Origin of the sequence: Burkholderia sp. JPY481 (assembly GCF_038900515.1) — a bacterium.
Lineage (GTDB): Bacteria > Pseudomonadota > Gammaproteobacteria > Burkholderiales > Burkholderiaceae > Paraburkholderia > Paraburkholderia youngii.
Window position 1 is genome coordinate 370,004 of the sequence record NZ_JAYMRT010000006.1, and the last position, 26,003, is coordinate 396,006.

General features: G+C 61.8%; 25 protein-coding genes and 1 pseudogene. 12 read left to right on the plus strand and 14 right to left on the minus strand.

Annotated features, from left to right (window positions below; genetic code table 11):
• Positions 1-80 precede the first annotated feature (80 nt).
• Positions 81-434: a hypothetical protein gene (locus VSR82_RS18035; RefSeq protein WP_429462353.1), complete on the minus strand. Its 354-nt coding sequence runs from the start codon at positions 432-434 to the stop codon at positions 81-83.
• Positions 435-812: 378 nt separating this feature from the next.
• Here VSR82_RS18035 and VSR82_RS18040 point away from each other — a divergent pair, with 378 nt between their 5' ends.
• The 4 genes from VSR82_RS18040 (at position 813) to VSR82_RS18055 (ending at position 3,205) form a co-directional block, all read left to right on the plus strand.
• A complete protein-coding gene (locus VSR82_RS18040; RefSeq protein WP_498857972.1) occupies positions 813-1,463 on the plus strand; it encodes a BON domain-containing protein in 651 nt (216 codons plus the stop codon).
• 65 nt (positions 1,464-1,528) lie between these two features.
• Positions 1,529-1,768, plus strand: a complete 240-nt coding sequence (locus tag VSR82_RS18045; protein ID WP_368581661.1) for a hypothetical protein — start codon at positions 1,529-1,531, stop codon at positions 1,766-1,768.
• A 177-nt stretch (positions 1,769-1,945) separates the two neighbouring features.
• Entirely contained in the window at positions 1,946-2,881 is a 936-nt protein-coding gene (locus tag VSR82_RS18050; protein ID WP_368581659.1) for a DnaJ C-terminal domain-containing protein, read from the plus strand.
• A gap of 3 nt (positions 2,882-2,884) precedes the next feature.
• Entirely contained in the window at positions 2,885-3,205 is a 321-nt protein-coding gene (locus tag VSR82_RS18055) for a chaperone modulator CbpM (protein WP_368581658.1), read from the plus strand.
• Positions 3,206-3,408: 203 nt separating this feature from the next.
• Here VSR82_RS18055 and VSR82_RS18060 read toward each other — a convergent pair whose 3' ends face one another.
• The 3 genes and pseudogenes from VSR82_RS18060 to VSR82_RS18070 all read right to left on the minus strand — a co-directional run.
• Positions 3,409-4,884, minus strand: a complete 1,476-nt coding sequence (locus VSR82_RS18060) for a hybrid sensor histidine kinase/response regulator (RefSeq protein WP_410852295.1) — start codon at positions 4,882-4,884, stop codon at positions 3,409-3,411.
• Complete coding sequence (locus tag VSR82_RS18065; protein ID WP_410852296.1) at positions 4,881-5,333, minus strand: response regulator; 453 nt, start codon at positions 5,331-5,333, stop codon at positions 4,881-4,883. Before VSR82_RS18065 ends, VSR82_RS18060 begins: the two co-directional genes overlap by 4 nt.
• Before the next feature lie 21 nt (positions 5,334-5,354).
• Positions 5,355-6,449 (minus strand): annotated as a pseudogene (locus tag VSR82_RS18070) (sensor histidine kinase); the annotation flags it as partial.
• Positions 6,450-6,816: 367 nt separating this feature from the next.
• Between VSR82_RS18070 and VSR82_RS18075 the strand changes: the two are divergent.
• The 4 genes from VSR82_RS18075 (at position 6,817) to VSR82_RS18090 (ending at position 11,452) form a co-directional block, all read left to right on the plus strand.
• Positions 6,817-7,179 carry a hypothetical protein gene (locus VSR82_RS18075; protein WP_368581655.1) on the plus strand — a complete coding sequence of 121 codons (363 nt, stop codon included), beginning with the start codon at positions 6,817-6,819 and terminating at the stop codon, positions 7,177-7,179.
• 312 nt (positions 7,180-7,491) lie between these two features.
• Complete coding sequence (locus VSR82_RS18080) at positions 7,492-7,965, plus strand: hypothetical protein (RefSeq protein WP_368581654.1); 474 nt, start codon at positions 7,492-7,494, stop codon at positions 7,963-7,965.
• Between the two features lie 83 nt (positions 7,966-8,048).
• Positions 8,049-10,457 (plus strand): phosphoenolpyruvate synthase, encoded by a 2,409-nt coding sequence (ppsA, locus tag VSR82_RS18085; RefSeq protein WP_498857973.1) that lies wholly within the window; start codon positions 8,049-8,051, stop codon positions 10,455-10,457.
• A 38-nt stretch (positions 10,458-10,495) separates the two neighbouring features.
• The gene (locus VSR82_RS18090; RefSeq protein WP_498857974.1) at positions 10,496-11,452 is read left to right on the plus strand and encodes a 1-phosphofructokinase family hexose kinase; all 957 of its coding nucleotides are present in this window, start codon (positions 10,496-10,498) and stop codon (positions 11,450-11,452) included.
• Between the two features lie 145 nt (positions 11,453-11,597).
• Here VSR82_RS18090 and VSR82_RS18095 read toward each other — a convergent pair whose 3' ends face one another.
• The gene (locus VSR82_RS18095; protein WP_410852300.1) at positions 11,598-12,842 is read right to left on the minus strand and encodes a hypothetical protein; all 1,245 of its coding nucleotides are present in this window, start codon (positions 12,840-12,842) and stop codon (positions 11,598-11,600) included.
• Between the two features lie 237 nt (positions 12,843-13,079).
• Here VSR82_RS18095 and VSR82_RS18100 point away from each other — a divergent pair, with 237 nt between their 5' ends.
• The gene (locus VSR82_RS18100) at positions 13,080-13,352 is read left to right on the plus strand and encodes a hypothetical protein (protein WP_410842388.1); all 273 of its coding nucleotides are present in this window, start codon (positions 13,080-13,082) and stop codon (positions 13,350-13,352) included.
• 183 nt (positions 13,353-13,535) lie between these two features.
• On the opposite strand, the gene VSR82_RS18105 is transcribed toward VSR82_RS18100, so the two are convergent.
• From VSR82_RS18105 to VSR82_RS18125, 5 genes are all read right to left on the minus strand, one after another.
• Positions 13,536-13,787, minus strand: coding sequence for a Bax inhibitor 1 family protein (locus tag VSR82_RS18105; protein WP_429462346.1), 252 nt, complete (start codon positions 13,785-13,787; stop codon positions 13,536-13,538).
• Positions 13,788-13,820: 33 nt separating this feature from the next.
• Positions 13,821-14,423 carry a hypothetical protein gene (locus VSR82_RS18110; protein WP_410853281.1) on the minus strand — a complete coding sequence of 201 codons (603 nt, stop codon included), beginning with the start codon at positions 14,421-14,423 and terminating at the stop codon, positions 13,821-13,823.
• Between the two features lie 502 nt (positions 14,424-14,925).
• Complete coding sequence (locus VSR82_RS18115; RefSeq protein WP_429463604.1) at positions 14,926-15,765, minus strand: universal stress protein; 840 nt, start codon at positions 15,763-15,765, stop codon at positions 14,926-14,928.
• Between the two features lie 165 nt (positions 15,766-15,930).
• Positions 15,931-16,167, minus strand: coding sequence for a ChaB family protein (locus VSR82_RS18120; protein ID WP_429462344.1), 237 nt, complete (start codon positions 16,165-16,167; stop codon positions 15,931-15,933).
• 220 nt (positions 16,168-16,387) lie between these two features.
• On the minus strand, positions 16,388-16,969 hold the full coding sequence (locus VSR82_RS18125) for a lipocalin family protein (RefSeq protein WP_429463602.1): 582 nt from the start codon (positions 16,967-16,969) through the stop codon (positions 16,388-16,390).
• Between the two features lie 514 nt (positions 16,970-17,483).
• Between VSR82_RS18125 and VSR82_RS18130 the strand changes: the two genes are divergently transcribed.
• The gene (locus VSR82_RS18130; RefSeq protein ID WP_429462342.1) at positions 17,484-18,497 is read left to right on the plus strand and encodes a hypothetical protein; all 1,014 of its coding nucleotides are present in this window, start codon (positions 17,484-17,486) and stop codon (positions 18,495-18,497) included.
• Between the two features lie 329 nt (positions 18,498-18,826).
• Here VSR82_RS18130 and VSR82_RS18135 read toward each other — a convergent pair whose 3' ends face one another.
• Positions 18,827-19,294 (minus strand): CreA family protein, encoded by a 468-nt coding sequence (locus VSR82_RS18135; RefSeq protein WP_410853059.1) that lies wholly within the window; start codon positions 19,292-19,294, stop codon positions 18,827-18,829.
• 230 nt (positions 19,295-19,524) lie between these two features.
• A complete protein-coding gene (locus VSR82_RS18140; protein ID WP_429462339.1) occupies positions 19,525-20,166 on the minus strand; it encodes a hypothetical protein in 642 nt (213 codons plus the stop codon).
• A 235-nt stretch (positions 20,167-20,401) separates the two neighbouring features.
• On the opposite strand from VSR82_RS18140, the gene VSR82_RS18145 reads away from it, so the two are divergent.
• Positions 20,402-22,693, plus strand: a complete 2,292-nt coding sequence (locus VSR82_RS18145) for a heavy metal translocating P-type ATPase (protein ID WP_498857975.1) — start codon at positions 20,402-20,404, stop codon at positions 22,691-22,693.
• 24 nt (positions 22,694-22,717) lie between these two features.
• Here VSR82_RS18145 and VSR82_RS18150 read toward each other — a convergent pair whose 3' ends face one another.
• Positions 22,718-23,668 carry a universal stress protein gene (locus VSR82_RS18150; RefSeq protein WP_498857976.1) on the minus strand — a complete coding sequence of 317 codons (951 nt, stop codon included), beginning with the start codon at positions 23,666-23,668 and terminating at the stop codon, positions 22,718-22,720.
• Between the two features lie 162 nt (positions 23,669-23,830).
• Positions 23,831-25,174: an ATP-binding protein gene (locus tag VSR82_RS18155; protein ID WP_429462332.1), complete on the minus strand. Its 1,344-nt coding sequence runs from the start codon at positions 25,172-25,174 to the stop codon at positions 23,831-23,833.
• A 606-nt stretch (positions 25,175-25,780) separates the two neighbouring features.
• Here VSR82_RS18155 and VSR82_RS18160 point away from each other — a divergent pair.
• Positions 25,781-26,003: helix-turn-helix domain-containing protein (locus tag VSR82_RS18160; RefSeq protein WP_498857977.1), on the plus strand; the 223-nt coding region annotated here is incomplete at its 3' end.

Here is a 26,003-nt window from a genome sequence, read left to right on the forward strand (position 1 = left end):
CGGCCGAGACAGAAGTCCGTCGTCGCACGCAGGCAGCCGACGTATGAGCTGCTGCTGTCGGCGATGGCGGGCTGGCCCGCTCAACCGATCGGCTCGCGACGCTGCAAGCGGGCGCCGCGGCCCATGCCGCGCAACGGATAATGGGCCAGGGCTTGCGCTTGTAGCTCACCGGACGGACTGTTTTGGAGGGAGGGGGCCATCATCCGCGCGGACCTGCCGCGTACCGGGCCGAGCGGCGTGTTACGCCGCGGGCCGCGCACCCGCAGCGCCGGCGCGTTGACGCGCAGCTTCGCTGCAGCAGGGTGCCACGGTAGCTGCAGCTGAGCGTCGCAAAGCAGGCGACCTGGTTCCGACTGGTGATCGGCAGCGTGGCGGAGCAGATTATGCGCTTCGCGCGGTGTCCAGTGTTGCTGATTCGCGAAGAGGACAAGCACGAAACCGTCGCCGGATAGTTTGGCAGGGCGGGCGCGCAACAGCAGTTAGCGCCACGCGCACGACGATCACGTTGCGCCTTTCCGGGGCCAGCCGTGATCTTTTCGGGTTCGGGAAGCGCGTTGACGGCGTTGGTCAGGCCGGATCAGGCGCATCGAGCAGGAAGGCCGGCGCATTCAGTGCGATCAATTGGAGCGTCATGCTTCGGCGAGCTTGCAGGAAAGGAGCACAGCAGTGGAAAGGTTTCGGATCAGATTTCGACGACGAACTCGCGCACCGTTGATCTGCGTCAGAATCCTTACGCTGCCGCAGGACGAACCTGTGTCATGACAACGTGAGCCACGTTGCGTCGAAGACTATGCACCCCGAAGAGACTCGTGATGAAAACCGACAGCCAACTGAAGCGTGAAGTCGAGGACGAACTCGATTGGGATCCAGCCGTCACTGCGACAGATATCGGTGTCGAAGTGACAAACCGTGTCGTGACGCTTTCCGGTCATCCACCGAGCTTCGCAGAGAAACTCGCGGCCGAGAAAGCCGCGCAACGCGTCGCCGGTGTCAAGGCCGTGGTCGTCGAAATGCAGGTCCGGTTGCCGAAGCACCACGAACACGGCGACGAAGAACTGGCCAACGCCGTCCGCGCGACTCTGCACTGGAGCGTCGTCGTGCCTGACGATTCGGTAAAGGTCCAGGTGGAAAAGGGCTGGGTCACGTTGACTGGCTCGGTGGATTGGGCCTATCAGCGCCAGATCGTCGCGCGTGCGGTTGGTCATATGCGTGGCCTGCGCGGCATGACCAACGCTATCGAAGTGCGCGGCTCGGCCGTGTCCGAGGACATCGTCGGCAAGATCGCCGCAGCGATGCAGCGTCACGCGCAGCGCGAAGTCAAGCACATCGGCATCCACGTCAAGGATGGTACGGTCACGCTGACCGGCAAAGTTGGATCGTGCGCGGAACGCGCGGTCGCGCGCGGTGTGGCATGGAGCGCGCCCGGCGTGCGCGCGGTCGTCGACGATCTGGTTGTCGAATGACCTGCGGCCAGTCGCGGCGCGCTCGCGTGATCAGGATTCGCTCGTCAAAACTCAAGGAGTCTTCGATGACCCTATCGGCAAACGTGCAGCAAGGCACTTGGTCCGTGAGCGTCCAGACGGATGCGGCGCACGACGGCGGCTTCCAATCGACCATCCATGTACGGCATGCGTCGCCGGACGGCGACTTCGAACATAGCTTCCACCACGCGAAAATCTTCGCCAGTGAGCGCGAAGCGGTGCTCGAAGGGCTGCGCGAAGGCATGACCTGGATCGCGTTGAAGACCACGCGGACGATCGCCGTGTAGCGCATGGATCGACGGCCAGACCGGTGCGCCGCGCGCCGCGCAAAGCGTTTATGCACATCAACCGCAAACGCGGTTCACGAGTGATGGGTTACGGTTCACGCTGAATTTCTTTCTCGTCCGTGCGCTGTTCATCCTGTCCGGCTTTGCAGTGATTTCCTTCCCGATGAGATTGCCAAAATGAAATACAAAGACTATTACGCGATCCTGGGCGTGGAGCGCACGGCGGCTCAGGACGACATCAAGCGCGCGTATCGTAAGCTCGCGCGCAAATACCACCCGGACATCAGCAAGCATGCCGACGCGGAGGATCGTTTCAAGGAGCTGGGCGAGGCCTATGAGGTGCTGAAGGATCCGGAAAAGCGCGCAGCCTACGATCGGATGGGCACGGGCTGGCGCGCCGGGCAGGACTTCCAGCCGCCGCCGAACTGGGACGAAGGTTTCGAATTCAGCGGCGCGGGTGAGCAAGCCGGCACCGATGCAGGCCTCAACGATTTCTTCGAAGCATTGTTTCGGGGTGAACGAACCGCGCATGCGCGGCCCTCTCATACGATGAGCCAGGATCACCACGCCAGGGTGGCCATCGATATCGAAGACGCCTATCGGGGAGCACAGCGCTCCATCCTCTTGCAATTGCCTACCGTCGATGCGCATGGCCATGTATCGTTGCAGTCACGTACGTTGAACGTTTCCATTCCGAAGGGCGTGCGGGCGGGGCAGCACCTGCGGCTCGTAGGCCAGGGAGGGACCGGCGCGGGAGGCGGCCCGGCGGGCGATCTCTATTTGGAAATTGCGTTTCGCGAGCATCCGCACTTTCGTGTCGATGGCTCCGACGTCCTTCTCGACTTGCCGGTTGCACCCTGGGAAGCGGCGCTTGGCGGGCAGGTAACGGTGCCGACACCCGATGGCAAGGTCGACATGACGGTACCAATGGGCTCCGCCGGTGGCAGGCGATTGCGGCTCAAGGGTAAGGGAATTCCTGGCGAGCCCCCCGGGGACCTGTACGTGATCTTGAACATCGTGTTGCCGCCGGCCGACAGCGAGCGAGCCAAAGCTGCCTACGACACGATGCGGCAAGCGTTTGACTTTGACCCGCGTGTGCGACTTTATGGGTAGCTCATGATGAAGAACTCCGGGATCACCTATCTGGCAGGACAGATCATCGATGAAGACGTTGAATTCACGCTCATCGACATGAGTCGGATAACTGGCGCATCGGCAGCAGAAATCAGCCTTTGGGTTGCTGAAGGCGTTTTCGAGCCGAAAGGCGCCGGCCCACGGGATTGGCGGTTCAGCGGCGCTTCGCTGTGTCGTGCGCGAACGGCTTTCCGGCTGGCTCGAGATCTTCAGATCAACGCTCCGGGCATCGCGCTCGCGCTCGATCTGCTCGACGAAATCAAGGCGCTGAAGACAAACCCTAAACATTCGACAGGCGATTGAACTGGGCCTGTCAGTCAGCGCTGTCCGCAATCTGCCTCGATGCGCGCTGCGCTGATATCGGGAATGCTCGCGAGTTTCTCGATTCGCGTTCATCACGTCGCGGATGCTGTCCGACGCGAATTGTTCTGTCGTCGTGTGAGCATGCGACGCGCCACAATTGCGTCCCTAAGCCATGCAGAGACTCTGTTCGAACACGACGTCCGTCAATTTCTTCCACTGCGGGCTTCAATGGTGTCGAGCGGCAACGAGACCGTGATCGCAAAGCCCTGATCCGGCGCCGTGCGGATCTGCAGGTCACCGCGAAGGGCCCACGCGCGCTCGCGGATTCCCAGCAGGCCGAACGAGTCCGCTGCGGGCCGTTGGTCCGGCGCGCTGCCGCAGCCGTTGTCTGCAATGTGAACGACGCAATGCGGTTCCTTGCGCAGGATTTCAAGCACCACTTCGGTCGCTCGCGCATGCCGGGCGACGTTCGTCAGTGCTTCCTGAACGATCCGGAACACGGCTGTGGCGCTGTCGTCGTTGAAAGCGATGTTGTCGGCAATGCGACGCGAGACGCGCACGCCATGCCGCTCCGAAAACCGGTTGACGAGCCATTCGAGGGCTGGGATCAGGCCCAGATCGTCGAGCATCGCCGGCCGCAGATCGGTGGCGATGCGCCTTACTGACACGACCAGCTGATCGATGAGTCTATAGACGTTGGCGAGGTCGGCCGCGCCTGCCGGGCTATCGCTACGCGTGATCGACGCATCGAGCCTCGCGCACGCAATCTTCAGCGCGACGAGCTGCTGGCCGAAATCGTCATGCAATTCGCGCGCGATCCGGGCTTTTTCGTCCTCGCGCGCCTGCTGGATGCCTGCCGACAGTCGCTGGAGTTCTTCGCGGGAGGCACGCAGGGCCTCCTCGGCGAGCCTGCGTTCCGTGACATCGATGATCCAGCCCAGCATGCGATAGGGTTGCCCGAACTGATTCCACAACGCCTGCCCGCGCGCATGGACCCAGCAGTATTCACCGGACTTTGTCCGCATGCGATATTCGACGTCGTAGGGGCGCATCTGTTCGAGATGCGCGGCGAGGCAGGTGTTGACGCGTCCGCGGTCGGCAGGATGAATGGCGTCGAGAACCGTCCCGGAATCGTCGGGAAACTCATCTGGCTCATAGCCGAGGATTTTCTTGAAATAGGGGGAAAGCCAGGTTGCACCGGATTGCGGATCCCAGTCCCATAGCCCCGCGCTTGCACCGCTGACGGCCAACTGAAAGCGCTCTTCGCTCTCCTCCAGCGCATGCGCGATGCGATGGCGCTCGATCGCGTAGCGGATCGCGCGGCTCAGTGCCGACGGGTCGATGTCACGCTTGGCCAGATAGTCTTGCGCGCCGTACTGGATTGCCAGAAGGCCAACCGACTTGTCGTCGAGGCCGGTGAATACCAGCACGGGCAACTCCGGCACCCGATCGCGAAAGGTCCTGAACGTGGAGATTCCGTGCGCGTCGGGCAAACCCAGATCGAGAAGTACGATGTCGAAGCGAATGGCCACACAGCGAGAAATGGCGTCCGCAAGACGTTCCACATGCACGAGGTCGTGCTGGAAATCGTCCACATCGGCAAGCGCCTCCCCGATCAAAAGGGCATCGGTCGGACTATCTTCGACAAGGAGAATTCGCAGATGCTGGGGCGTATTCATGGCTTGGCCGGCGGCAATGTCACGACGCTGAACCAGAAGTCGTTGATTCGGCGCAGGACATCGACGAACATCGTAAAGTCGACTGGCTTGGTGACGTAGCAATTGGCATGTAATCCGTACGTTTTTGCAACGTCTTCCTCCGATCTCGACGTGGTGAGCACGATGACGGGAATACTCATCAGATCGGGATCGGCTTTCAGTTCCTCAAGGACTTCCCGGCCGCTCTTTTTCGGCAGATTGAGATCGAGAATGATCAGGCCGGGACGGGGCGCGTCGTGATGCCGACCGCTGCGGTGCAGGAAATCCATGGCTTCGGCGCCGTCCTGCACGACGTGCAACGGATTGAGCACCTCCTGGTCCTCGAGCGCTTCGCGCGTCATCAACACGTCGGTAGGACTGTCTTCGACCAGAAGGATGTGTACGGGATTGCTCGTAACCTGTGACTGCATTGGCGTCTCCTCGGGCGGACATTACGTTCGAGCGCCGCCATCCAACTTCGCATTCAGCGTGAAAAAGAAGGTCGATCCGCCGTCTGGCCCGGATTCCACCCAGATGCGGCCGCCATGCTGTTCGACGATACGCTTGCATAGCGCGAGGCCGATTCCCGTGCCGGGGTATTCGGCACGCGAATGCAGGCGCTGGAAAATCATGAAAATGCGTTCGAAGTATTGCGACTCGATACCGATTCCGTTGTCCTTGACCGAGACGATCCATTCGTCTCCTTCACGGCGGGCGCCGATGTCGATCCGTACCGGTTGATCGAGTCGCCGGAATTTGATCGCGTTGCCGATGAGGTTCTGGAACAGCAGAGCGAGTTGCGTCGGAATGCCCATGACCACGGGGAGCGCATCGCGATTGATCTGCGCGTGAGATTCCTGCAGCACGACGCTCAGACTTTTGAGCGCCTGGTCGAGAGCCGTCGTGCAGTTGACCAGTTCCTGGGTGGCGCCTGACCTTCCGACGCGCGAGTACGCAAGCAGATCCTCGATGAGCTTCTGCATGCGCGTCGCACCATCTACCGCATGTGCGATGAATTCGTCCGCGCGGGCATCCAGTTGCCCGTGATAGCGGCGCTGTAGCAGCTGAAGAGGCCCGGCGACGGCGCGCAACGGCTCCTGAAGGTCGTGCGACGCGACGTAGGCGAATTGCTCGAGATCATGGTTGGAACGCGCGAGTTCTTCGGTACGCCTGATAAGTTCCTGCTCGGCGCGCTTGCGTTCCGTAATATCGACGATCGCGGCCAGCACAAAGACTTCCTCCGGGGTCGTGACCGGATTGAGTCCGATCTCCACAAGGACTTCGGAGCCGTCCTTTCTGAGCGCGAAAAGATCGCGTCCGGTGCCCATCGGCCTGCTGCTGAGGTTGCCGTAGAACATGCGGCGATACTGAGGATGCGCCGAACGAAAACGCTCGGGCACGAGCATATCGACGCTATGGCCGACCAGTTCGTCTCGCAGATAACCAAACATCTTCTCCGCCTGCGCGTTGACGAGCACAATCCGGCCGTCCCGGTCCGCCATCACCATCGCGTTGGGGGCCGCTTCGACGACCTGGCGGAATAGCTCGTGCGTGGGGCTGTTCAATTGCTTGGACGATTCCATTCGATCTCCGGCTGTGCGAAGAGTACCGCCGACGAGCAACAAAGCTCATTCACTTTATAGCATCTATTACCCGCCTGGACGGGCAGGGAATGCAATTCTTGCGCCCGAATCGCAACATTGAATTAACCGTTCAGGTAGTACTGGTAAATCGCCGATCAGCTTGCACGAAAGCACCGGCTCGTTGACGTGATCCGGTTGACGTGCGTCAACGGGGCCCGGAGCGAGACGTCTAAATTGCTTCATATCGCGACACACTTTATGTGCGCCCAGCGCTCTTTGCGCGGAAGGGGGTTTGTTGCGACGAGCCGCAAAAAGATGGGGGAGCACTGCCATGGCGAAGAAACTTGAACGACGTGACAAGCGCCGGCTTGCCGGTTGTGATTCGAACTGCGAGGCCGAGTCGGCGTGTAGCGGCAGGAACAGGCGCTGTCATCGTATCAACGCCCGCTCGCGCAACGCGTCGCTCGCGCGGAGCGGCGCCGCGCTCACGGATGTGCCCCGCGTCGAAGTCGTGTTCTACAAGGAGATCCTCGACCACCGCGGCTTTCCACATCACTGCGAGGTCATGCGCGTCTGCTATGACGGCGCCGCGCAGGAGGCTGCGATTTCCGGCGCCATTCATCGTTTCGAAAGACTGCAACGCGTGACGACGTGGAAGGTCGCGGCCGACGGCTATGAAGTCGTTACACACTGACACGTTGCGGTTTGCCGGAATGGACTTCTGCGGTCTTGATCTCGCGTGCGGTTCGAAATCAGGCAGCGGTCAGCGGCATCGGAACAGTCCTGCTCGAATCTCTGATGTGCCGGCACACCGCGTCGAGTTGTGTAGCGTGGGTCATCACGATGGCTCGTTGCGCGTCGTTCCGCCTTGCGCGATTGACCCACATCAATGAGCCATGCGCGGGACCGCCTACAGTGAGCCTGAATGGATGCAGCGATGCGACCGACAGCTGCATGACATAGCTTCCGATTGTCGGAGATCGATACGGTCGCGTTGGAGAATCGCATGAACTGGCTTGCAGAGTTTTTTTCGCAGAAAACAGCATCGTTGGCTCTGTCGATGTGGGCCTACCCGCCACTGATTCTCGGACCGGAAGGGCCGGCCCCTCAGCAGATACACACTCTTCCGTATCCCGGCGCGACGCTCGTGTTCACGCCAGGTGAGCGGGTCGAACGGAGCGGTCTCGAGTACGAGATTCCCGCGCGGTTCGATTTGGGCCGCGCCTCCGGAGCGCGTGGGATCGACCTCGACCGCCCGTTCCAGACGTCGCAGTTCTTTCGCTCCGTGACGATCTTCGCGCCATCTCGCTACAACCGCGATTTTCTGATCACGGTGAACGATGAGTTCGCTTTCGTGCCGGTCTTCTCGTCGGATGGCGCCCCAGGGTTCTCGGGCACGTGCTTCGAATGCGGCGGCGAATCGGCGAGGCAGGCGCAAATGCAGCTGCCGTGGACTTTCCAGGGCTATATCAGCATCTAGTAAGAGCCCTGCTGCAGCCGGGACGTCGCGCCGCGCAGGCGCGCGCCCACGGCGCGGCAAATGGTCGGGGCAAGGAGCACAACATGGATCAAGCTGTCGCGCAGGTGATCTGGTTCGAGGACTTGCGACGCGAGGACGTCGCAAGCGTTGGAGGCAAGAACGCGTCGCTTGGGGAACTATTGTCCCAGCTGGACGGGCATGGCGTTCGGGTTCCGCCGGGATTCGCGACCACGGCGCAGGCCTATTGGCGCTTTATCGACGCCAATCGTCTGCGTGAGCAAATTTCGGCGCGTCTCGAGGACCTTGCGCAAGGGCGCCTCACGCTCGCCGAAGCCGGGGAGGCGATCCGCGCGGCCATCGTGCATGGCGACTGGCCGACCGAACTCGCGCAAGCCGTCTGTGCCGCATATCGAACGCTCGGAGAGCGCAGCGGCGGCGCTGACGCTGACGTCGCGGTACGTTCGAGCGCCACAGCCGAGGATCTTCCCGACGCGAGCTTTGCCGGCCAGCAGGAAACTTTTCTCAACGTGCGCGGCGAGCGGGCGCTGCTCGATGCCTGCCGGCGCTGCTACGCGTCGCTGTTTACCGACCGGGCCATCGCGTATCGAACGGCGAAGGGCTTCGACCATTTGCAGGTTGCACTGTCGATCGGCGTGCAACGGATGGTGCGCTCGGATCTCGGCGGCGCGGGCGTGACGTTTACGATCGACACAGAGACCGGGTTCGACAAGATTGTGCTGATCAATGCGGCCTGGGGCCTTGGCGAGAACGTCGTGCAGGGCGCGGTCGATCCGGACGAGTACGAGGTGTTCAAGCCGCTGCTGGCTGAACGCGGGTATTCACCGATCGTCGGCAAAAAGCGCGGGGAGAAGGCCCGCAAGATGATCTACGCGAAAAACGGACCTCATCCGACGAAGAACGTGCCGACCTCCAAAGCCGAGCGCGCCGCATTCGTGCTTGACGATGCCGAGATCCTGTCCCTGTCGCGCTCGGCCTGCGCGATCGAGGCTCACTACGGGCGGCCGATGGACATCGAATGGGCGAAAGACGGCGCGACCGGTGAGATGTTCATCGTGCAGGCGCGTCCCGAAACGGTGCAGTCGCGCCGGGAAGCGAGTTCGGTCAGGAACTACCGGCTGCGCGACGCGGGGCGCCGTCTTTTGCGCGGCGTCAGCGTGGGTGAAGCGATCGCGGCCGGCGCGGTTTGCGTGATCGAGCATCCGAGCGACATGCACCGTTTCGTCGACGGCGCGGTTCTCGTGACGCCCACCACCGACCCCGACTGGGTGCCGGTGATGCGTCGCGCCGCCGCGATCATCACGGACCACGGCGGGCGCACTTCGCACGCGGCCATCGTGAGCCGGGAACTGGGGCTGCCCGCGATCGTCGGTACCGGCAACGCCACGCATCTGCTGCACGACGAACAGGAAGTGACGGTGTCGTGCGCGGAAGGCGACGAAGGTTTCGTATACGAGGGCACGGCCGCGTTCGACGTGGAGGAGATCGATTTCCGATCGATCCCGCAAACGCGCACCCACGTGATGCTCAATCTGGCCAATCCCGCGGCCGCCTTCCGTTGGTGGCGCTTGCCGGCTGACGGCGTCGGTCTCGTGCGCATGGAGTTCGTCGTAAGCAACGACATCAAGATTCATCCGATGGCGCTCGTGCGATTTGATGAGCTCGCGGACGCGACCGCGAAGCAGCGCATCGAGGAACTGACGGCAGGGTACCCGGACAAGGCGGAGTATTTCGTGGATCGGCTTGCGCGTGGACTCGGCCGCATTGCCGCGGTCCAGTACCCGCGGCCCGCGATCATACGCATGAGCGACTTCAAGACCAACGAATACGCGCATCTGATCGGCGGCCAGGCGTTCGAGCCGCACGAGGAAAATCCGATGCTGGGGTTCCGTGGCGCTTCGCGCTATTACTCGCCGCGCTATCGCGAAGGTTTTGCATTGGAGTGCAGGGCGATCCGGCGGCTGCGTGAAGAAATGGGGCTGCGTAACGTCGTGGTGATGATTCCGTTCTGTCGCACGGTTTGCGAAGCCGATCAGGTGCTCGAAGTCATGGCGCAGAATGGCTTGCGGCGCGGGCAGGACGGACTGCAGGTATACGTGATGTGCGAGGTTCCGTCGAACGTGATTCTTGCGCGCCAATTCGCGCAGCGTTTCGACGGCTTTTCGATCGGCAGCAACGATCTCACGCAATTGACGCTCGGTGTCGATCGTGACTCGGCGGAGCTGGCGCCACTGTTCGACGAGCAGGACGAAGCCGTCGAATGGATGATCCGTCGGGTGATCGACGACGCGCATCGGGCAGGCGCGAAGGTTGGTCTGTGCGGTCAGGCGCCGAGCGATCACCCGGAATTCGCGGTGTTTCTCGTCGACTGTGCGATCGATTCGATGTCGGTGAGCCCGGACAGCTTCATTGCGGTCAAGCGCGCAGTGGCAAGTGCGGAAACTCGCGTGGCTTCGCCGGCGGCGACGGCCTGAACGGGTTGAAGACGCCCCGGCGCGACCGGAGATGCCCGATGCCCGAGATCCTCACTCTGACACTGAACCCAGCGGTCGACGTCGCGACTTCGGTCGATAGAATCGTCGACACGCGCAAGCTTCGTTGCAGCGCGGCGCGGCGAGATCCTGGCGGCGGTGGGATCAACGTCGCGCGCGTGATACATCGGCTAGGTGGCGACTGCGAGGCGCTCTATATGGCGGGCGGTCCGCCTGGCCTGACGCTGAGCGCGATGATCGAAGCGGAAGGGGTGCACGCCACTTGTATCGGCATCGCCGGCGAGACCCGTGAAAGCTTCTGCGTCCGTGAGACCTCGTCCGGGCGCGAGTTCCGCTTCGTGTTACCCGGGCCCGTGCTCGCCGAGGCGGAATGGCAGGCCTGCCTGCGGCACATCGGTGAGCTCGCCGTCGTGCCACGCTACCTCGTACTCAGCGGCAGCGTGCCGCCGGGCGTCCCCGACGACATCTACGCTCGCGTCGCAAGGATTGCACGGGAACACGACACCCGCGTCGTGCTCGACTCCTCCGGGGCGCCGCTTGCCGCGGCGCTGGCGGCTGGGGTTTTTCTGGTCAAACCGAGTCTGTCGGAACTTTGCACGTTGGCAGGCCGCGAGCTCGAAGACGATGGGCAGCGGCTCGCCGCCGCACGCAAGGTCGTGCGTGACGGCGGCGCGGCGATCGTCGCGCTCACGCTCGGCGAACACGGGGCACTCGTCGTCACTGCGGATCGTGCGCTGCGCGTGCCTGGAGTTGCGGTACCGGTTTCGAGTTCGATCGGCGCGGGAGATAGCTTCCTCGCCGCAATGGTTTGGTCACTCAATCGCGGCATGACGTTTGACGAAACCTTGCGCTATGCGGTGGCGGCTGCTTCGGCGTCGTTGCTCACTGAGGGAACCCGCCTGTGCGAGCGGGAGCAGATAGAGCGGATTTACCGCGAGCTCGAGCTCGCGGGTGCAGATATCGTCTCCTTGGCTTGACGCCCGATTCCCGCGGACGAACGACGGACGCTTGGACCGCGATTCGTTTGACGCGAATCGATCAGACTGCGTGGCGACTCCCGGGTTTCCAGTTGGCTCGGCTCTGCGGGGTCTTTGGCGGTCATTGCGCAAAGCAGGGCAACTTCTAGAACACCAGGCCGAACAGTCTTTTCACCAGATCTTCCAACGACATCATCGTCAGGGCCAACGGCACGATCGGCACAAGTACCGCGGCTGCGAGGCGAAGGATGGCTTCCTTGGTAATGGGAGCGATACGCATGGTTCGGACCACGTCGAAACTGTTGGCGAGGTCCGCAAGCGATTGAATGTCACCGCTGCCCACCAACGCCTCACCGCCAGACGAGCCGCCCCGCAGCCACTTGGCGTCGAATTCACGCACGTACTGTTCGGCCAGAGCACCGTATTCACTCAGGCCTGTTCGCTTCGCCTGGGCCAGTTGAGGCGCGAACACCAGTAAGGGACCAAAGACCAGACACAACAGGAAGAGAACCATCGATGCAGTCTCGACCTTGAATTCCGTGAGGGCGGCCCCGGCGAAGAAAATGCGGTTCGCGAACTGGGCCGCAAGCATCGCGCCGTGCGCGGCCAGCAGGGCCATGAACGCATAGACGGTGTTGGCGAGAAATCCCAGACCGCCGACGCGATCAGGATGAGTGGGAACAAGGCTCAGTTCGATGCGCGACACCTGCCAGAGAAACCGTGCCCAGATAAAGATCCGGAAATACCAGCGGATCAACAGGAACTGAAACAGTGGGACGCTCACAAAGGCATACCAGAATCCAGCGAGCGAAAGCGTCAAGCCATTGGCAGTGGGTACTGCGTACCACGTCGACGTCGTTTGCAATGCGATGTATTGGCGCCACACCACAAGGACACCCACACCGTACACAAGAGCGATCAGCATCAGCTCGGCGGCCACTGAATTGCGCAGACGGAATGCCGACCTGACAGCTTCATCGAACCGCGCAACGGACGCTTCCGGAATGATCTTGCGTTCGAGGAAGGCCTGCGCGATCGGGCGCAGCCGCCGATGCACAACCAGCTCGGCGATGATCAAAAGGGGCACCGCCACGAGGAAGCGGATGTGAACTTCCAGGTCCAGCAGGAACGGTAGCGCCACACGGTTGCCTAGCAAATGCCCGCCCACAGCAGCGAGCATCAGTAGCGGCAGCCAGGCCAACAGCGAGATGACGAGAACCCGCTGGCGCACCAACGCCAGCGCATCGTCGGCCATGTGCGTGCGGCGCAAAAGCTGATAGAGCGGGCCGCCCAGAACCAGTGAGAAACTCTGCGTGTCCTGCAGGATTTCCTCGGCGGTCGGCGCATTACGTTCCGTTCTTTCAGGCCCAAGATGCAGGTAGCGATTCATGATTTGGCGCCTCATCCACGTTGTCGCGTACTCTCTCTCGACTTGGGATTCATCGTAGAACCGCACGGCCCGCGCATATTGATCCAGGTCATGCTTGCATGTTCGCGCACCGGTGCTAGCTGGGCGCACTGAAATTCATTCCCGTCCGAGAGAGAGTTCGCGACAGCTTGTATGACCCAGATCAAATGACGACGGGATGCGTGGCGTACGGTAGGCGAAAGACCGCCGGAGCGCATGATGTACTCGATCAAACCTTTCTTCGTTGAGATTTTTCCCGAGCGTGTAGATGGATGGACGGCGGAGGCGCGCTTTTCTCGTCAAGGCGACTACGCGAAACCAATCAAAGTGCCGAAGGTCCGTTTCTTTCTCCGGGCGGTCAAGCCAACCAAGGCAATGGCTGAAGGTGACGCCATTGAATGGGCGCGTCGCTATATAGCGTCGTCTGCCGAAGTTTTGGAAACGTCGCTAAAACGGGAGGAGATGCGCGGGAATCCGCGTCCTCGTTCATAGAGCTCATTGACATGGTCCGTGACCTGGTTCTCGAAATCTGACAGCGATAGGAACTCCACGATCGGGTCTGAAGTGAGGAGGCGGACGGCCGGCTTTCATAGAAGCCTTTTGATGGAGGACGGCGCTACAGCACGATGCCTGTTGCTCGCGCACCGCCCCCGTTTGGGGCGCGCGACAGCCGGCCTAACGGCGACCGCTCAGCAAAAAGACGAGGGCGAGCGGGGCGAGCAGCACGATCCAGCACAAAGGCGTGGCGGCGATCGATGCATACAATCCGCTCACCGCCCCGACGTATCCAACGACGCCCGTCAGCACGAGGCCCGCTGCCATATAGTTGTAGACGCGCAGCACATATTGCGCGAGCCCCGGGGCGCTACTTTCGAGTCCGGGCTGCGTCGCTGCTGGCTGGTCGCTGCCGGCGAATCTGTGTGCCATGGTCGCTCCTGTTACTGCGATTGCGGGACGCGTTCAGCGTACCGGAGCGCCGTCTCGCGTGATCTGAACCGCAGTCGCCTCGACGTAGTCGACGTGTACGCTGTCGCCCGCTTCGAGCCCTTCGAGCAAACCGTCTGACGACGCCTGCAGCACAACGGTGCGCGTCGGTCCGCGCAACGTCAATTGACGCTTGCCGCGATCGATCTGCACGACGGTAACCACTGCCTCGACCCGGTGTACGGCAAGGGACGCGCCGAGCGATGGGCCGGTCGTGAACCCTTTATCGACGCGCTCGCGGATGCCACTCGAGTTGGACTTGTCGGCCCGCAGCAATAGCGCGCGGTTGAACGTGACGGCGACGGTGTCGCCCAGCCGCAGTTTTTGCACGTCTCCGATACTCGGGTCGACCACCACGTCGACGGGTTCACCGTTGTCTTCGAGGAGTGTCATGCTGTTTCGTCCGGCATCTATCGCGAACACGACCGCGTTCGCATGTGTGACGCTGGTGCCCGAGAAAGGCTTGTCGGGGGCCGTCTGGGTTGTGCCTTCTTCCGCCGTTGCCGCGCGCGGAAGCGCTGCGGCGAATATAAGTCCTGCCGTGGCCGCCAGCAGTCCGCCTTGCCATCTGTGTTTCATCGTGTAACCTCCGCGCCGTGCAACTCAAATGCGTTTGTTCACGCCGCCACGTTCGAAGAATGTGGACGGCGCAATACGTCTGCTCACACGAGCGAGCAACTGCGGCGCGTATGCGAGTTCGGCCAACCTTGCGCGGACGCGAGGATGAACGCACGCGAGCGACACGACGACGAACGAGCCCGGCAGTGCGAGAAATCCTATTAGCAAGATCCGTTTAAGCATGCTGAGCCCCGTCTGCACTTCACGCACGGTTTCATCGTAGGGGCTCGCGCGCCAGTTCGGTTGATGCATGTCAACGGCGATACGGATCTGATGCGAACGCGTGCTGTGCGAGGCACCGCGCGGCAAAATGCACACCTGACGCAGGTCAATCCGAAAGGCGGTGGACGATTGATGCACGCATTGCGCCATATCGCGGAGTCCGAGACTGAGCGCGCGAATCACGTCCAGAGCGAACGACGGTATTCGCGAACATGACGTACCTCACGCAAACTGCGCGGATTCAGTTCGACATCAGAACCGGGACAGTCATCGATTGCAGCAGGGCGCGCGTAACACCGCCCCATACGGCTTCGTGCCAGCGCGCGTGACCGTATCCACCCATCACGATCAGGTCGCTGCCATGAGCCTGCGCGCACGACAGCAACTTGCTTCCCACGCGCTCTCCGGTGGCGCCTTCGAGTTCGAGCAAGTCGATGACCGCGTCGTGACGGGCGAGCGTACGTGCCATGTCCGTGCCCGGAATGCGCGCGCCAAACGGCGCGTCCGCCGGTCCATGCACCATCACGAGGATGTTCTGTCGCGCGCGGGAAATGAACGGCAGGGCGTCGTGGATGGCGCGGGTCGCCGCGCGGCTTCCATCCCATGCGATCAGGATGCGGTTGCCGACGCTCGGGAGTACGCCCGTGTGGGGCACGAAGAGCACGGGTCGCCCTGCTGTCATCATCAGCTGTTCGCCAACGTGATCGTGGATGTATGTTTCGGGGGCGTTCGGGTTCGACTGGCCGGCGATGATAAGGTCAGCCAGACGCGCGTACCGTACGATGCTACGCATGTCGCTGGCGTCGCGGCATCGGAATTGGCCGGCGACCTCTGCGTGCCGGCACGCGGCGTCGAATAGATCACGCAAAGCCGCTCGCTGCTGATCGCTCTGCCGCATTACTTCCGCGTACATGCTGGCCGCGCCCGGTATCGCAGACAATATGTGAGGATCTGGAATGGGGGTGGCGTCCAGCCCCACCAATAGCGCATCAAACTGCCGGGCGACGCGCAACGCGATTTCGAGGCGCTGCCGCGCTGCCTGACTATCGTCCAGATGGACCAGCAAGTTGCGGTAGTTCATCGCATTGACTCCATCGGCACGCAAAAGATGTCTTCGCGCATGACTGAATCCAGTCCGGGTAGGCGGGAGACCGCAGCGTTGACGCAAGTCAACCGGATTGGGGGCCTGCGGGCTGTACAGCACAAAGGGCTTTGACCAGCAGCAGGAGCGCCACTATCCGGCGGATCAGCGGCGCGCTATCCACTCATTGCCGCCCTTGACGTAACGCCGCTTGATTGCCGCCCATGCCACGCGATGCGCGATTTCTTCGTGACGCGCATCGGCCGCGTATTCCTCGTATGCAGCGTTAAATGCAGCCCGATAGATCTCCTGCGCGTGCTGCGGCAGATGATCCCGAACCGATTCGGGCAGATCGGCATTGCTGAAATAGGGCACTTCGTTCTCCGCTCGAAGAGTCGGCATGTGCGTCGCGTGCACGGCGGCAGATCACGCCCAATTGCAGATGACCGCTGGGATGAAAAAGCGTGACGCTCAAATAAGAGGATGAGCGCCTGCGAGGCGCAGGCGTTGACGTGTATCAATGATGGAGCATCGGGACGTCCGACTAAAGGGTCTAGTTCCGTTGAAACGACGTCGATTGTGGTTTTACGCCACCGGTTTCGAACCACGTTCCCCACGGATTTCATTCAGATCCCGGTGGGCTGATATGTTCCGCATCTTGTGGAACCTGCCGTATTCGCTGAACGTTGAAGCCCATACCGGCGAGTCGGGCAATCAGATCGAGGTAAGTCTCTTCGTCCATCGTTGGACTGCGCGAGAGCACCCACACCATGTTGCTGTCGACCATGCAGCGAATCGTGTGGTGATACTCAGGATCCACGTACGCGGTCACAACCCGGACTTCGAATGGCCAGATGAGTCCGACTCGCCACGTCGTATTCCCCGTTCCACCCACAACCTTCGCCACGAAGTGGCTTCCTGTGACCGGCTGGTCGAATGAGTGTCGTCGGCCGCGATAGTCGTCTGTGATTTTTCCATCGGCACGCAACGTCCATTCGTCGTAGCTGCCGACATAGTCGGCATCGCTGAGATATGGCGTTTCCGCAATGACGAACCACTTTCCCATGTAGCGTTGCAGATCGATCGGCGGACCCGCGACACAGGCTGTGGGTTGGCCGGGGGCCTGCGGCGAAGCTGCCGGGATGTGCGCGCAGCCGGTCTGGCAAGCGGCGATGGCCGTCAAGCACGCTATCGAATTTTGCATTGGCGCAGTGTATGTTGAGCGGTCGTCATCGAAACGCGATTTCGCGAGACCAGCGATGCAGCGACGGTTGATCGGAGCGTTTAGCGCATGTCGCCATTGCACTCGCGCTGACTGCTGGCTCCGTTGATCTGCATCAATTCGAGCGCATCTCGATTGCGCAGGGCGATTCCAGTTCGGAACGAAGCTTTTAACGATCACGCGCGCTACGATAACTGCCCGACCGAGACGTACCCGCAAGCGAGTCACTTACCAGTCTTGACATGGATCAATTGACATGTCCCCGCCCGGCAGTCTGATAGACGCGTGGCCCTTTAGCCTGACTGACGCGTAGGCGGGCAGGTGCATCGTAGCCGGCGCCTGTGACAGGGGGACACTCCGTTCGGCAGAAGAGCACACGCGTGGTCGCCGTGACATTTGCTAGCACGGAGCAGTCAGGGCAACTACTATTGCGATTGTGGATTCGCCACGGTTCACGTGACCACGCGCAATGTGAGACTCTTGTAAGAGGTGAATTATGGGATTGCTTGCCAGTCTGTTCCATCCCATGCGAGCACGAGCTGCACATGTCGAAAGCGCGCGCGCGGCCGAGATGATCGATCGCGTCATTGCGATGAACCCGCGCCTGCGGCTGGCACGACATTACAGGGAACGTCTCGAGAAAGCCGTTTCCGTCTCGCTGACCTACATCGACGATCTGATAGGCTCGCTGCCCGCGCCCCACGAAGCCAATGCGGCCGCCTGGTCGACCGATCCATTGATTCGCGTTTTCTTCGCAACGCCCGATGATCTCGTGAAGGCCTTCAGCCGCTCCGAAGAACTGCGCACATATTTCGCCCGGAACTCTTTGCTGACAGAAGCCTACGCGACGCTTGGTATGGCGATGTTCGAACGCCACGTGCTGGGCGTTGCATCCGAGGGCGGCGAGGTGCGGCACGACGTCCCCCAAACCACGCTTTGCTTCAGTGACCATCGTGTCAGCGTCTGTGGCAAATCAGACGCCGACCTCCGCGAGGAGATTGCGCGCCGCCTGGTGGATCAACTGGCGCTGGAGGGGCTCGCCAGACTGGCCGCTGATCGTCACGCGCTTGTAGCAAAAGGCAGAGAGCTTATCGAGGCGCGCGTCGCGCTACTGGAACGCCGCGGCGTGGGCATGCGCTCGGTGGTCGGGGGCAGTCAGGACGCTGATTCGGATGAACTGGCGCGGCTCGAGAACCAGATCGCTGAGAACACCCGAAACCTGGCTGCACTTCGCGTCCCGACCGAACTTATTGACCTTCAACTGGACCGGGTTTGCGAGGTATTTTCGACTCCTGCCGAGCATATCTATGTCGAGAAGCGTCGCCTGCGTCTGGATTTGATGAATGTAATCCGCAACGACGATACCGAGGCCAGCCGCGAAATTGAGCTACGCCTTGCGCGCATTCCGGGCGATCCACCCCGCATGCGCGCATTCATACTCGTACGTTTCGCTCGTGACGAACTATTGCCCGCGGGGTTGCATGTCGACGCAGCAACGCGCGCGATCTGACGCTTCGGACCTTGGCGTATGCGTGCCGTCGCCCGTTCAAACAATGGAATCCGAGCACGATGCAGTGTGCCGTATTATCTCCGTTGCAGACTTCGACAACTTTCGACGGGCGATCGTTAGCACGATTGTGGATTTACCCGCAATGGACTCGAACGCGCCGCTCGACGGCACGAAGATCGGCTGGACCTCGAACCTTCTGTCGAACGGTAGCGAGGCGTTCAGCGTAACGCGCAGTTAGAGGTTCGAACATCCGCACGATCCGATAAGCCGATTCGGTATCGGGGGTTGGGTATTGCGAACTGAAACGGGGGCTTCATCTATTCTCCGGTTTACCTTCCCCGTACCGGTAACTGAATCACGTCAACATGGCCGGGTAAGTCTCCTGCCAGTTCACTTTCTGTGTAACTGAAATACAGGACCGATTGCCGGCTCGCATCGAGTATCCGGAATACGTGAAGGACCCTGAAAATCGGGTCCACGGATTCGTCGAATACCTGCGCCTGTTTGGGGACACGGTTCGAGGCCGTCAGCTTGCCCACTTGATGACAGGAAACTTCCGCATCAGGTGCCCGCGTCGGCTGAGATGTGCCACCCAGAGCATTTTCGTCGTGTGATTTGGAAACATAACAGGTGATGCCCCTCAAGAACGGATCGTCATACGCGGAGATTTCTATTTGCCCACCATAGCGGTGGGAATGCGTCGCGATTCTCGCCAATTGCTCGCCGGGAGCCGGATCGGGTAGCGAAATGGCCAGCGCGGCTGCCATACTCGAATAAAGGACGAGGCAACGTGTCATCACACATCTCCTTGATTCGCTGGACGGTATCGAGGAACCGTTCGGACGGTCGTATGGGTTGTTTCGGACAGACTATGGCCTCGTAAGTGCGAAGGCTTGACGCATGTCAACAGATGGCGGAAAGGGAGACACCGTGCGGGATCAGATCAGCGCGCCATCGCAACCGCGTGAAACTTTTGCACGCCTGTAAAGGCGTGCAAAAACGCGCCTGGCTGGTCGAATAGCCGTGTTCAATCCTTCGGGGGTTGGCCGCGCTCAGCGACGTGGGGAAGGCTGACTGAGCGCCGCCACCTCAGCTTGCGTTGCTCCATTAGCATCTTCCAGTCAAGTTTCATCAGGATGTACACAAAACCTAGCAAGGCCAGCTGGGAGATGACAAAGTAGCCGCTGAGATATCCGCCTTCGAAGTCGGACTCCGAATCGATAAATGTGGAAGCGAACCGCCCAAGGTGAGCCCAGACGGAATAACTGATCGCACGACCCGCGAAGAATGCGGCACCGATGACGCGCAGGGGCAATCCCGACAGTCCATATGCGATGAACAGGAAGTTGGAAGGCAACGGTCCCAGCGCATATAAAAAGAACGCGCCCACGGTGAGCTTCCTGCGCTTCCTGAGCCATTCTTCAACAACAGCAATGTTTTCCCGGTCGGACTCGCGCATCAGCCGCCCGCGCATCAAGGACCTTGAAAACCTGGCCAGCACCAGCCGGCCAATGGTTGCGGCGCTGGCGGCTACGACGGCAAATACGAACGGATTGCCCTCGGAGATATTGAAGCCGACCCAGGACATGGCCATCCACGTAGGCGGCGCAAACGCAGGCGCGAGATTGAGCAGCAGCACGACAACGAACAGCGTTGCCAACGTCGACATGTCAGGGCCTCTTGACCGATTGACCACCTTTTCGAACTTGCCGTGCGACGGGAGGCGCGAATCGACACGGTTCGACCGGCGAACGGCAAGTATCGGATTGGCGGGGAAACGTCCGGTTTGACGCAAGTCAAGCAAATGTAAAAGATGGATCCCTACACTAATTATGATTCGGATCTCGCGTGATGCGCGCGCGTAGCGCTTCCTGGTCGACTGGACTCCTCTTCACCTGCCCGCCATGTCACGTCCGTTACCCGCAGTCGATCTGGCTCTCCTGCTCGTCTCGGGAGGGAGCCTGCTAGCCGGGGCTGCTTTCGCCGTGATCGGCAGGGGCGCGGTCGCACATGCGCTGTGGATAGCCGGTGCATTACCGATCCTGGTGGCGCTATCGATATCCATCGTCACGGCGCTGCGGCGCCACGAAGCGGGCGTCGATGTGCTCGCGCTGCTTGCCATTGGTTTCGCACTGAGCCTCAGCGAATATCTGACAGCGGCGGTGATCTCCTTGATGCTCGCGAGTGGGAGGGCGCTCGAACAGTACGCCCAGCAGCGGGCGCGTCGCGAAATGACCGCGTTACTAAACCGTACTCCGCGTCACGCCAACCGCTTCGAGGCTGGCGAGTGGCGCCAGATCGGGCTGGACACGGTGCGTCCCGGCGATCGTCTGCTCGTTCGCAATGGCGAGTTCGTACCGGTCGATGGCTCGCTCACGGGCCACGCGCAGCTCGACGAGTCCACACTGACCGGGGAATCCGCGATTCAGCAGCGATCGTCCGGCGAATCGGTGTGCAGCGGCGTAGTCAACGTGGGGGCGGCGTTCGAGATGGTCGCCGCGGCGAGCGCCGCAGATAGCACGTTTGCCGGAATCGTCCGCATGGTGGAGTCCGCGCAGCAGGAGCGCAGCCCCGCAACGCGTCTTGCCGACCGCTACGCGCTGCTGTTCGTCGCTGTCGCGCTGATGCTGGCCGGTGGCAGCTGGCTTGTCACCGGCGAGGTAGTTCGGGCGCTCGCGGTGCTCGTCGTGGCAACGCCTTGCCCGCTGATTCTTGCTGTTCCGGTGGCCGTCGTCTCCGGCATGTCGCGGTGCGCCCGACGTGGCGTGTTAGTCAAGGGCGGCGGCGCGCTCGAAACGCTCGCGCGAGCCAGTGTGCTGTTCTTCGACAAGACGGGAACCCTGACGAGCGGACGCGCGCGCCTCGTCTCGATCGAAACTGGTCCTGCTATTTCACCCGAGACCGTATTGCGCTTTGCGGCCTCTCTCGGCCAGGCGTCTGCGCACGTGATATCCGAAGCAGTGACGACGGCCGCACGCGAGCGCAATCTCGTGCTGCCAGCGCCCCGAAGGGTCGTGGAGCAGGCTGGCGCCGGGGTGCAGGGCGAAGTGGAAGACCGTGCCGTCGCAATCGGTTCGTTTGCCTACGTGTCGTCGCTAGCGACGCCAGCGCTGTGGAGCGCGGCGTTCCTTCAGCGCGTGGGCTATGGGGGCGCTTCCGCGGTGTTCGTTAGCGTGGACGGCGTGATGATAGGCGCCCTCCAGATGGCCGATCAGATCCGCCTCGAGACGCCCCGGGCTCTGCGGCTGTTGCGGCAGGAAGGCATCCGGCGCTTGATCATGCTCACGGGCGACAGGCGCGACGTGGCAGAGACGATCGGCGCGACGCTCGGCCTGACTGAAGTACGGCCAGAACAGACGCCATCGGACAAGCTCGAAGCCATTCGCGCAGCGCGCCGGGAAGGCACGGTCATCATGATCGGCGACGGCGTCAACGACGCGCCAGCGCTTGCGGCCGCCGACGTCGGCGTAGCAATGGGGGCGCGCGGAGCAGCGGCGTCGTCGGAGGCTGCCGACGTGGTGCTTCTGGTCGACCGGCTGGATCGGCTTGTCGAGGGATTACGGGTAGCACGCCAGACAAGGCGAATCGCCTTGGAGAGCGTGATTGCCGGGATGGCGCTCTCGTTTGCCGCAATGGTCGCCGCCGCCTTCGGGTTTCTGCCTCCGTTGCTGGGCGCGGTGATCCAGGAGGTCATCGATGTGGCTGTCATCGCGAACGCGCTGCGCGCGTTGCGGATACGTTCGACGGCGACTGCCGGCTCCCTGTCCCGTAGCGATGCGGAGCGCCTCAAAAGTGAGCATGTCGAGCTCGGTCCGGTTATGGAGCAAATCCGGGAACTGGCAGACAAGCTGCCCCGTTTGCCGCGAACGTCAGTGGTGGGCGCGCTCGCCGGCATGAACGATCTGCTGAAGCGTCATCTCGTGCCGCATGAACAGCGCGACGATCTGGAGGTGTATCCGGGTCTCGCACGTCTGGTTGGCGGGGAAGACCCGATGGCGGCGATGAGCGCTACGCACCGCGAAATATTTCGGATTGCCCGGTTGCTCGGACAAATGACGGAGGACATACGACCCGAGGGGCCCGATGCTGCCAGCCTGTGCGAATTCCAGCGCCTGCTGTACGGGCTCGATGCGATCGTACGTCTGCATTGCGCGCAGGAAGACGAACTGTTCCACGCCCTTGGAGACGGGGCATAAGGCCGAAGCTGCAGCCTGAATCCGTCAAGCCCCGGTCGCTTGAACGAGCAGGAGCGGCGTTTGCGTGATCTGAGCGACGCGCCCAGCAACGCTGCCCAGTATCCAGCGTGCCATGCCCCTCCGGCCATGAGTGCCCATCACGATCAGTTGCGCGTCCCAGCCGCTCGCTTCGCGCACGATAGCGTGCGCAACGTCGTCGCTGGCCGGGCCTGTCCTGACGAGCGCGGTAGTGGTCTGCGTCGACACGTCGGCAAGAACCGGTTCGGCGGCGGCTAGCGCCTGATTGCCTTCTTCGACGAACGCGTCCTGGAGCGCATCGATGGGGAAGAAATCGGAGACCCGCACGGCGCGATCGATCACATAGACCGCTCGCAGGTGCGTGTCGGGCGTGGCGAACCGTACGCCATGCCGCAATGCCGACATCGACTGAGGGCTTCCGTCGACCGCAAACAGGATGCGCTGCGGCAAGTGGCCACCCGTCATGCTGTGGTTTTCAGGAACAACGAGTATCGGGCATCGCAGACGTCTCGTGAGCGGTTCCGACACGGTACCCTCGACCCAACGCTGCAAACCCTGGTGTTGACGGGCACCGACAACCATCAGGTCGGCTCGCCACGAGTCGGCTGCCTCGAGCAGGGCATCCGCGACGTCGCCGCCGCGCTTCGAGAGATCGATCACTTCGGCTTCGATACGCACATCGCACTCGGACATCAATTCCCTCGCGCGGTCGAGCGCTTCGGCCGCATCGTGCAGCAATTCTTCGCGAACCACGTCAAGTGCGCGGGCAACATGCCGGCCCGTTGGAAAGAGCGTATGCGGATTCTCGGCTACGCTCACGAGCCGTACCTCGGCACCGAAGGGAAGAATGTTTCGGGCGTAGGTGAGTGCCTGTCGCGAGGCCATCGACGAATCGACTGCGATCAGGACCCTGCACGGCAGCGTCGACATGGCGTCGCCTGAACGAGGGGAATTCATGATTTGCTCCGTACACACGAATTTAGTGTGCATTCATGGGCATCCTACCGTCGAACATGCAATGGCGGTTGACCAAGGTCAACTCTTCGGCCCGGGTCATTGATCGGGTCCGGATCGCCCCGGGACAGGTTCGAGCCAGTGCTGGCATCGCGAGGATGTCGATCAGTTCCCGGCCGGGTGCCACCTGAGCCCCCCGAGGGCACTGGAGCGCCGCACGTCGACCGACGCCGCGTGAAGGTCGACGATCCGTTGCACGATCGACCAGCCGAGTCCACTGCCGCTTTCCGCCGTGCCTGGCACGCGGAAGAAACGTTCCCCCAGTCGCGGGCGGTCCGAGTCCGCGAGCCCGGGACCGCTGTCCTCGACTGACAGGATTGCTCCGTCCTTGCCGTTTTCGGTTTTGATCAGGACCGATGCGCCGGGTGGGCAATAGCGGATGGCATTGTCCACGAGATTGCGCACCAGAACCGCGAGCAGCATTTCGTCGCCCGTGATGCGGCACAGTTTCGCACCGTCGAATTCCAGCGACTGACGCTTCGTGATCGCCGTCGGTGCCAGTTCCGCGACCACGCGTTGCACCAGCGCGCTTAGATCAACTACGGTCAGTTCGAGAGTCGCCCCAGACTCGAGCCGTGATAGAACCAGCAACTGGTCCACCAGCCGCGTTGCACGGTCACACCCTTCCAGCGTAGCGCGCAATGCATGCTGGCGAAGCGCATCATCTGTTTCGGCGAGCGCAACCTGGGCTTGGGTTCGAATCGCCGCGATCGGCGTGCGCAACTCATGAGCCGCATCCGCAGTGAACCGGCGCTCTGCTTCCCAGACTGTCTGAATGCGGATGAAGAGATGGTTGAGGGCGTCGAGCACTGGGGACATTTCGGCGGGCGTTTGCGTCATCACCACAGGCGCAAGGTCATCGGGACCACGCAGGGCGATCGTACGACCCAGCCGTTTGAGGGGCGCTACGCCTCGCCGCACGGCCCACCCGGTGACCAAGCCGAAAAGCGGTAACGCAACTGCCATAGGCCACAACGTGCCGCGCAATACTGCAAGCAGTATCGAAGTGCGCGAATCGACACGCTCACCAACATACACGCGTGTGTGTTCATGCGGCCCGCTGGTGGAAAACACCCGCCACGCTTCACCGTTGATTTGCACGGTTGCGAAACTCTGGTCGATCTGTCGATCCGCGGGAATCATGGGGGCTGTTGGAGCGTTGGCGGAACGCAGGACCGCCTGCCCCTCATGAAAGATCTGAAACGCAACCTTGGGCGCGTACGGGTGGGGCACACGCGAATCGATCGTGTCATCGTCGTCGATCGATTGAGTTTGCTGGATGACCAGCAGCGCCGCTGCCTGGGCGAGATGACTGTCGAGCAGTTCGTCGAGTTCGCCGCGTGCGTCGCGCCAGATGAACAGCGCGGTAATCAGCCAGACGCCGACCACGACCGCGATCACGAGTACGAGTACGAGCAGACGGCCCTGCAGTGAGCGCGGCCGGATCATCACGTGGTGGCAGCCCGCGCCACGCCTTCGGCAGATCGACGGCGAGCACGCGCCAGCGGGCCAGCACCACGGCGAACGTCCCGTTGAGTTTGGCGCCGCGGACTTTGTCGACAACGTTCCAGCCGCGCACGTACAGCGCGAAACTGCGCTGGCTTGACAGATAGTGCGGCGCGTGGACGCCGACCCATGCGAGTATCTCGTCGGGCGGCACGTCAGGCGCGGCCGGATCGGGCTCGATATTGACCGTGATGCCCGCAGCTACAGCTTCCGGCTGTGGATTGGCCGCCACGGCGGACGGCGCTGCGCCGGCGCTGGCCTCGCAGGTAATACGGCGCAGCAGTTCGATGCGATGCCACGGTGGGCATTCATGGATATCGGGGGCAGGTGCGCAATGTGACCATATGTAACGCAGGTTACAGTTTTCCGCATTGAACCTTAGAGAAATGCCGGCCTTGACTTTGTTAGCCGCTTCAACTTTACATAAGATAAATTATCAATATTTTTGATGTGGGGGCTTTTTAGTAATGTCCGATTCTGGCTCATTAGAAATGTCCGATTCGCACCCTCAGGGCGCACGCTGTCGCGAAGCGTCACCAGGGGTGAATCATGAACGGGCGTGGACTGATCACGGCAAGCATGCGCGAACTGGAACGGGTCAAGGTCATCGAGGCGGTCATTGAAGGCCGGCTGCACTGTTTTCAAGCGGCCGAGCGACTGGATCTGTGTACGCGTCAGGTCAGCCGGCTGTGCCGGCGTTACGAGGCCTGTGGGCCGGCGGGACTGGTGTCGGCCAAACGGGGCTTGCCCAGTAACCGGGAACTGCCGGTCG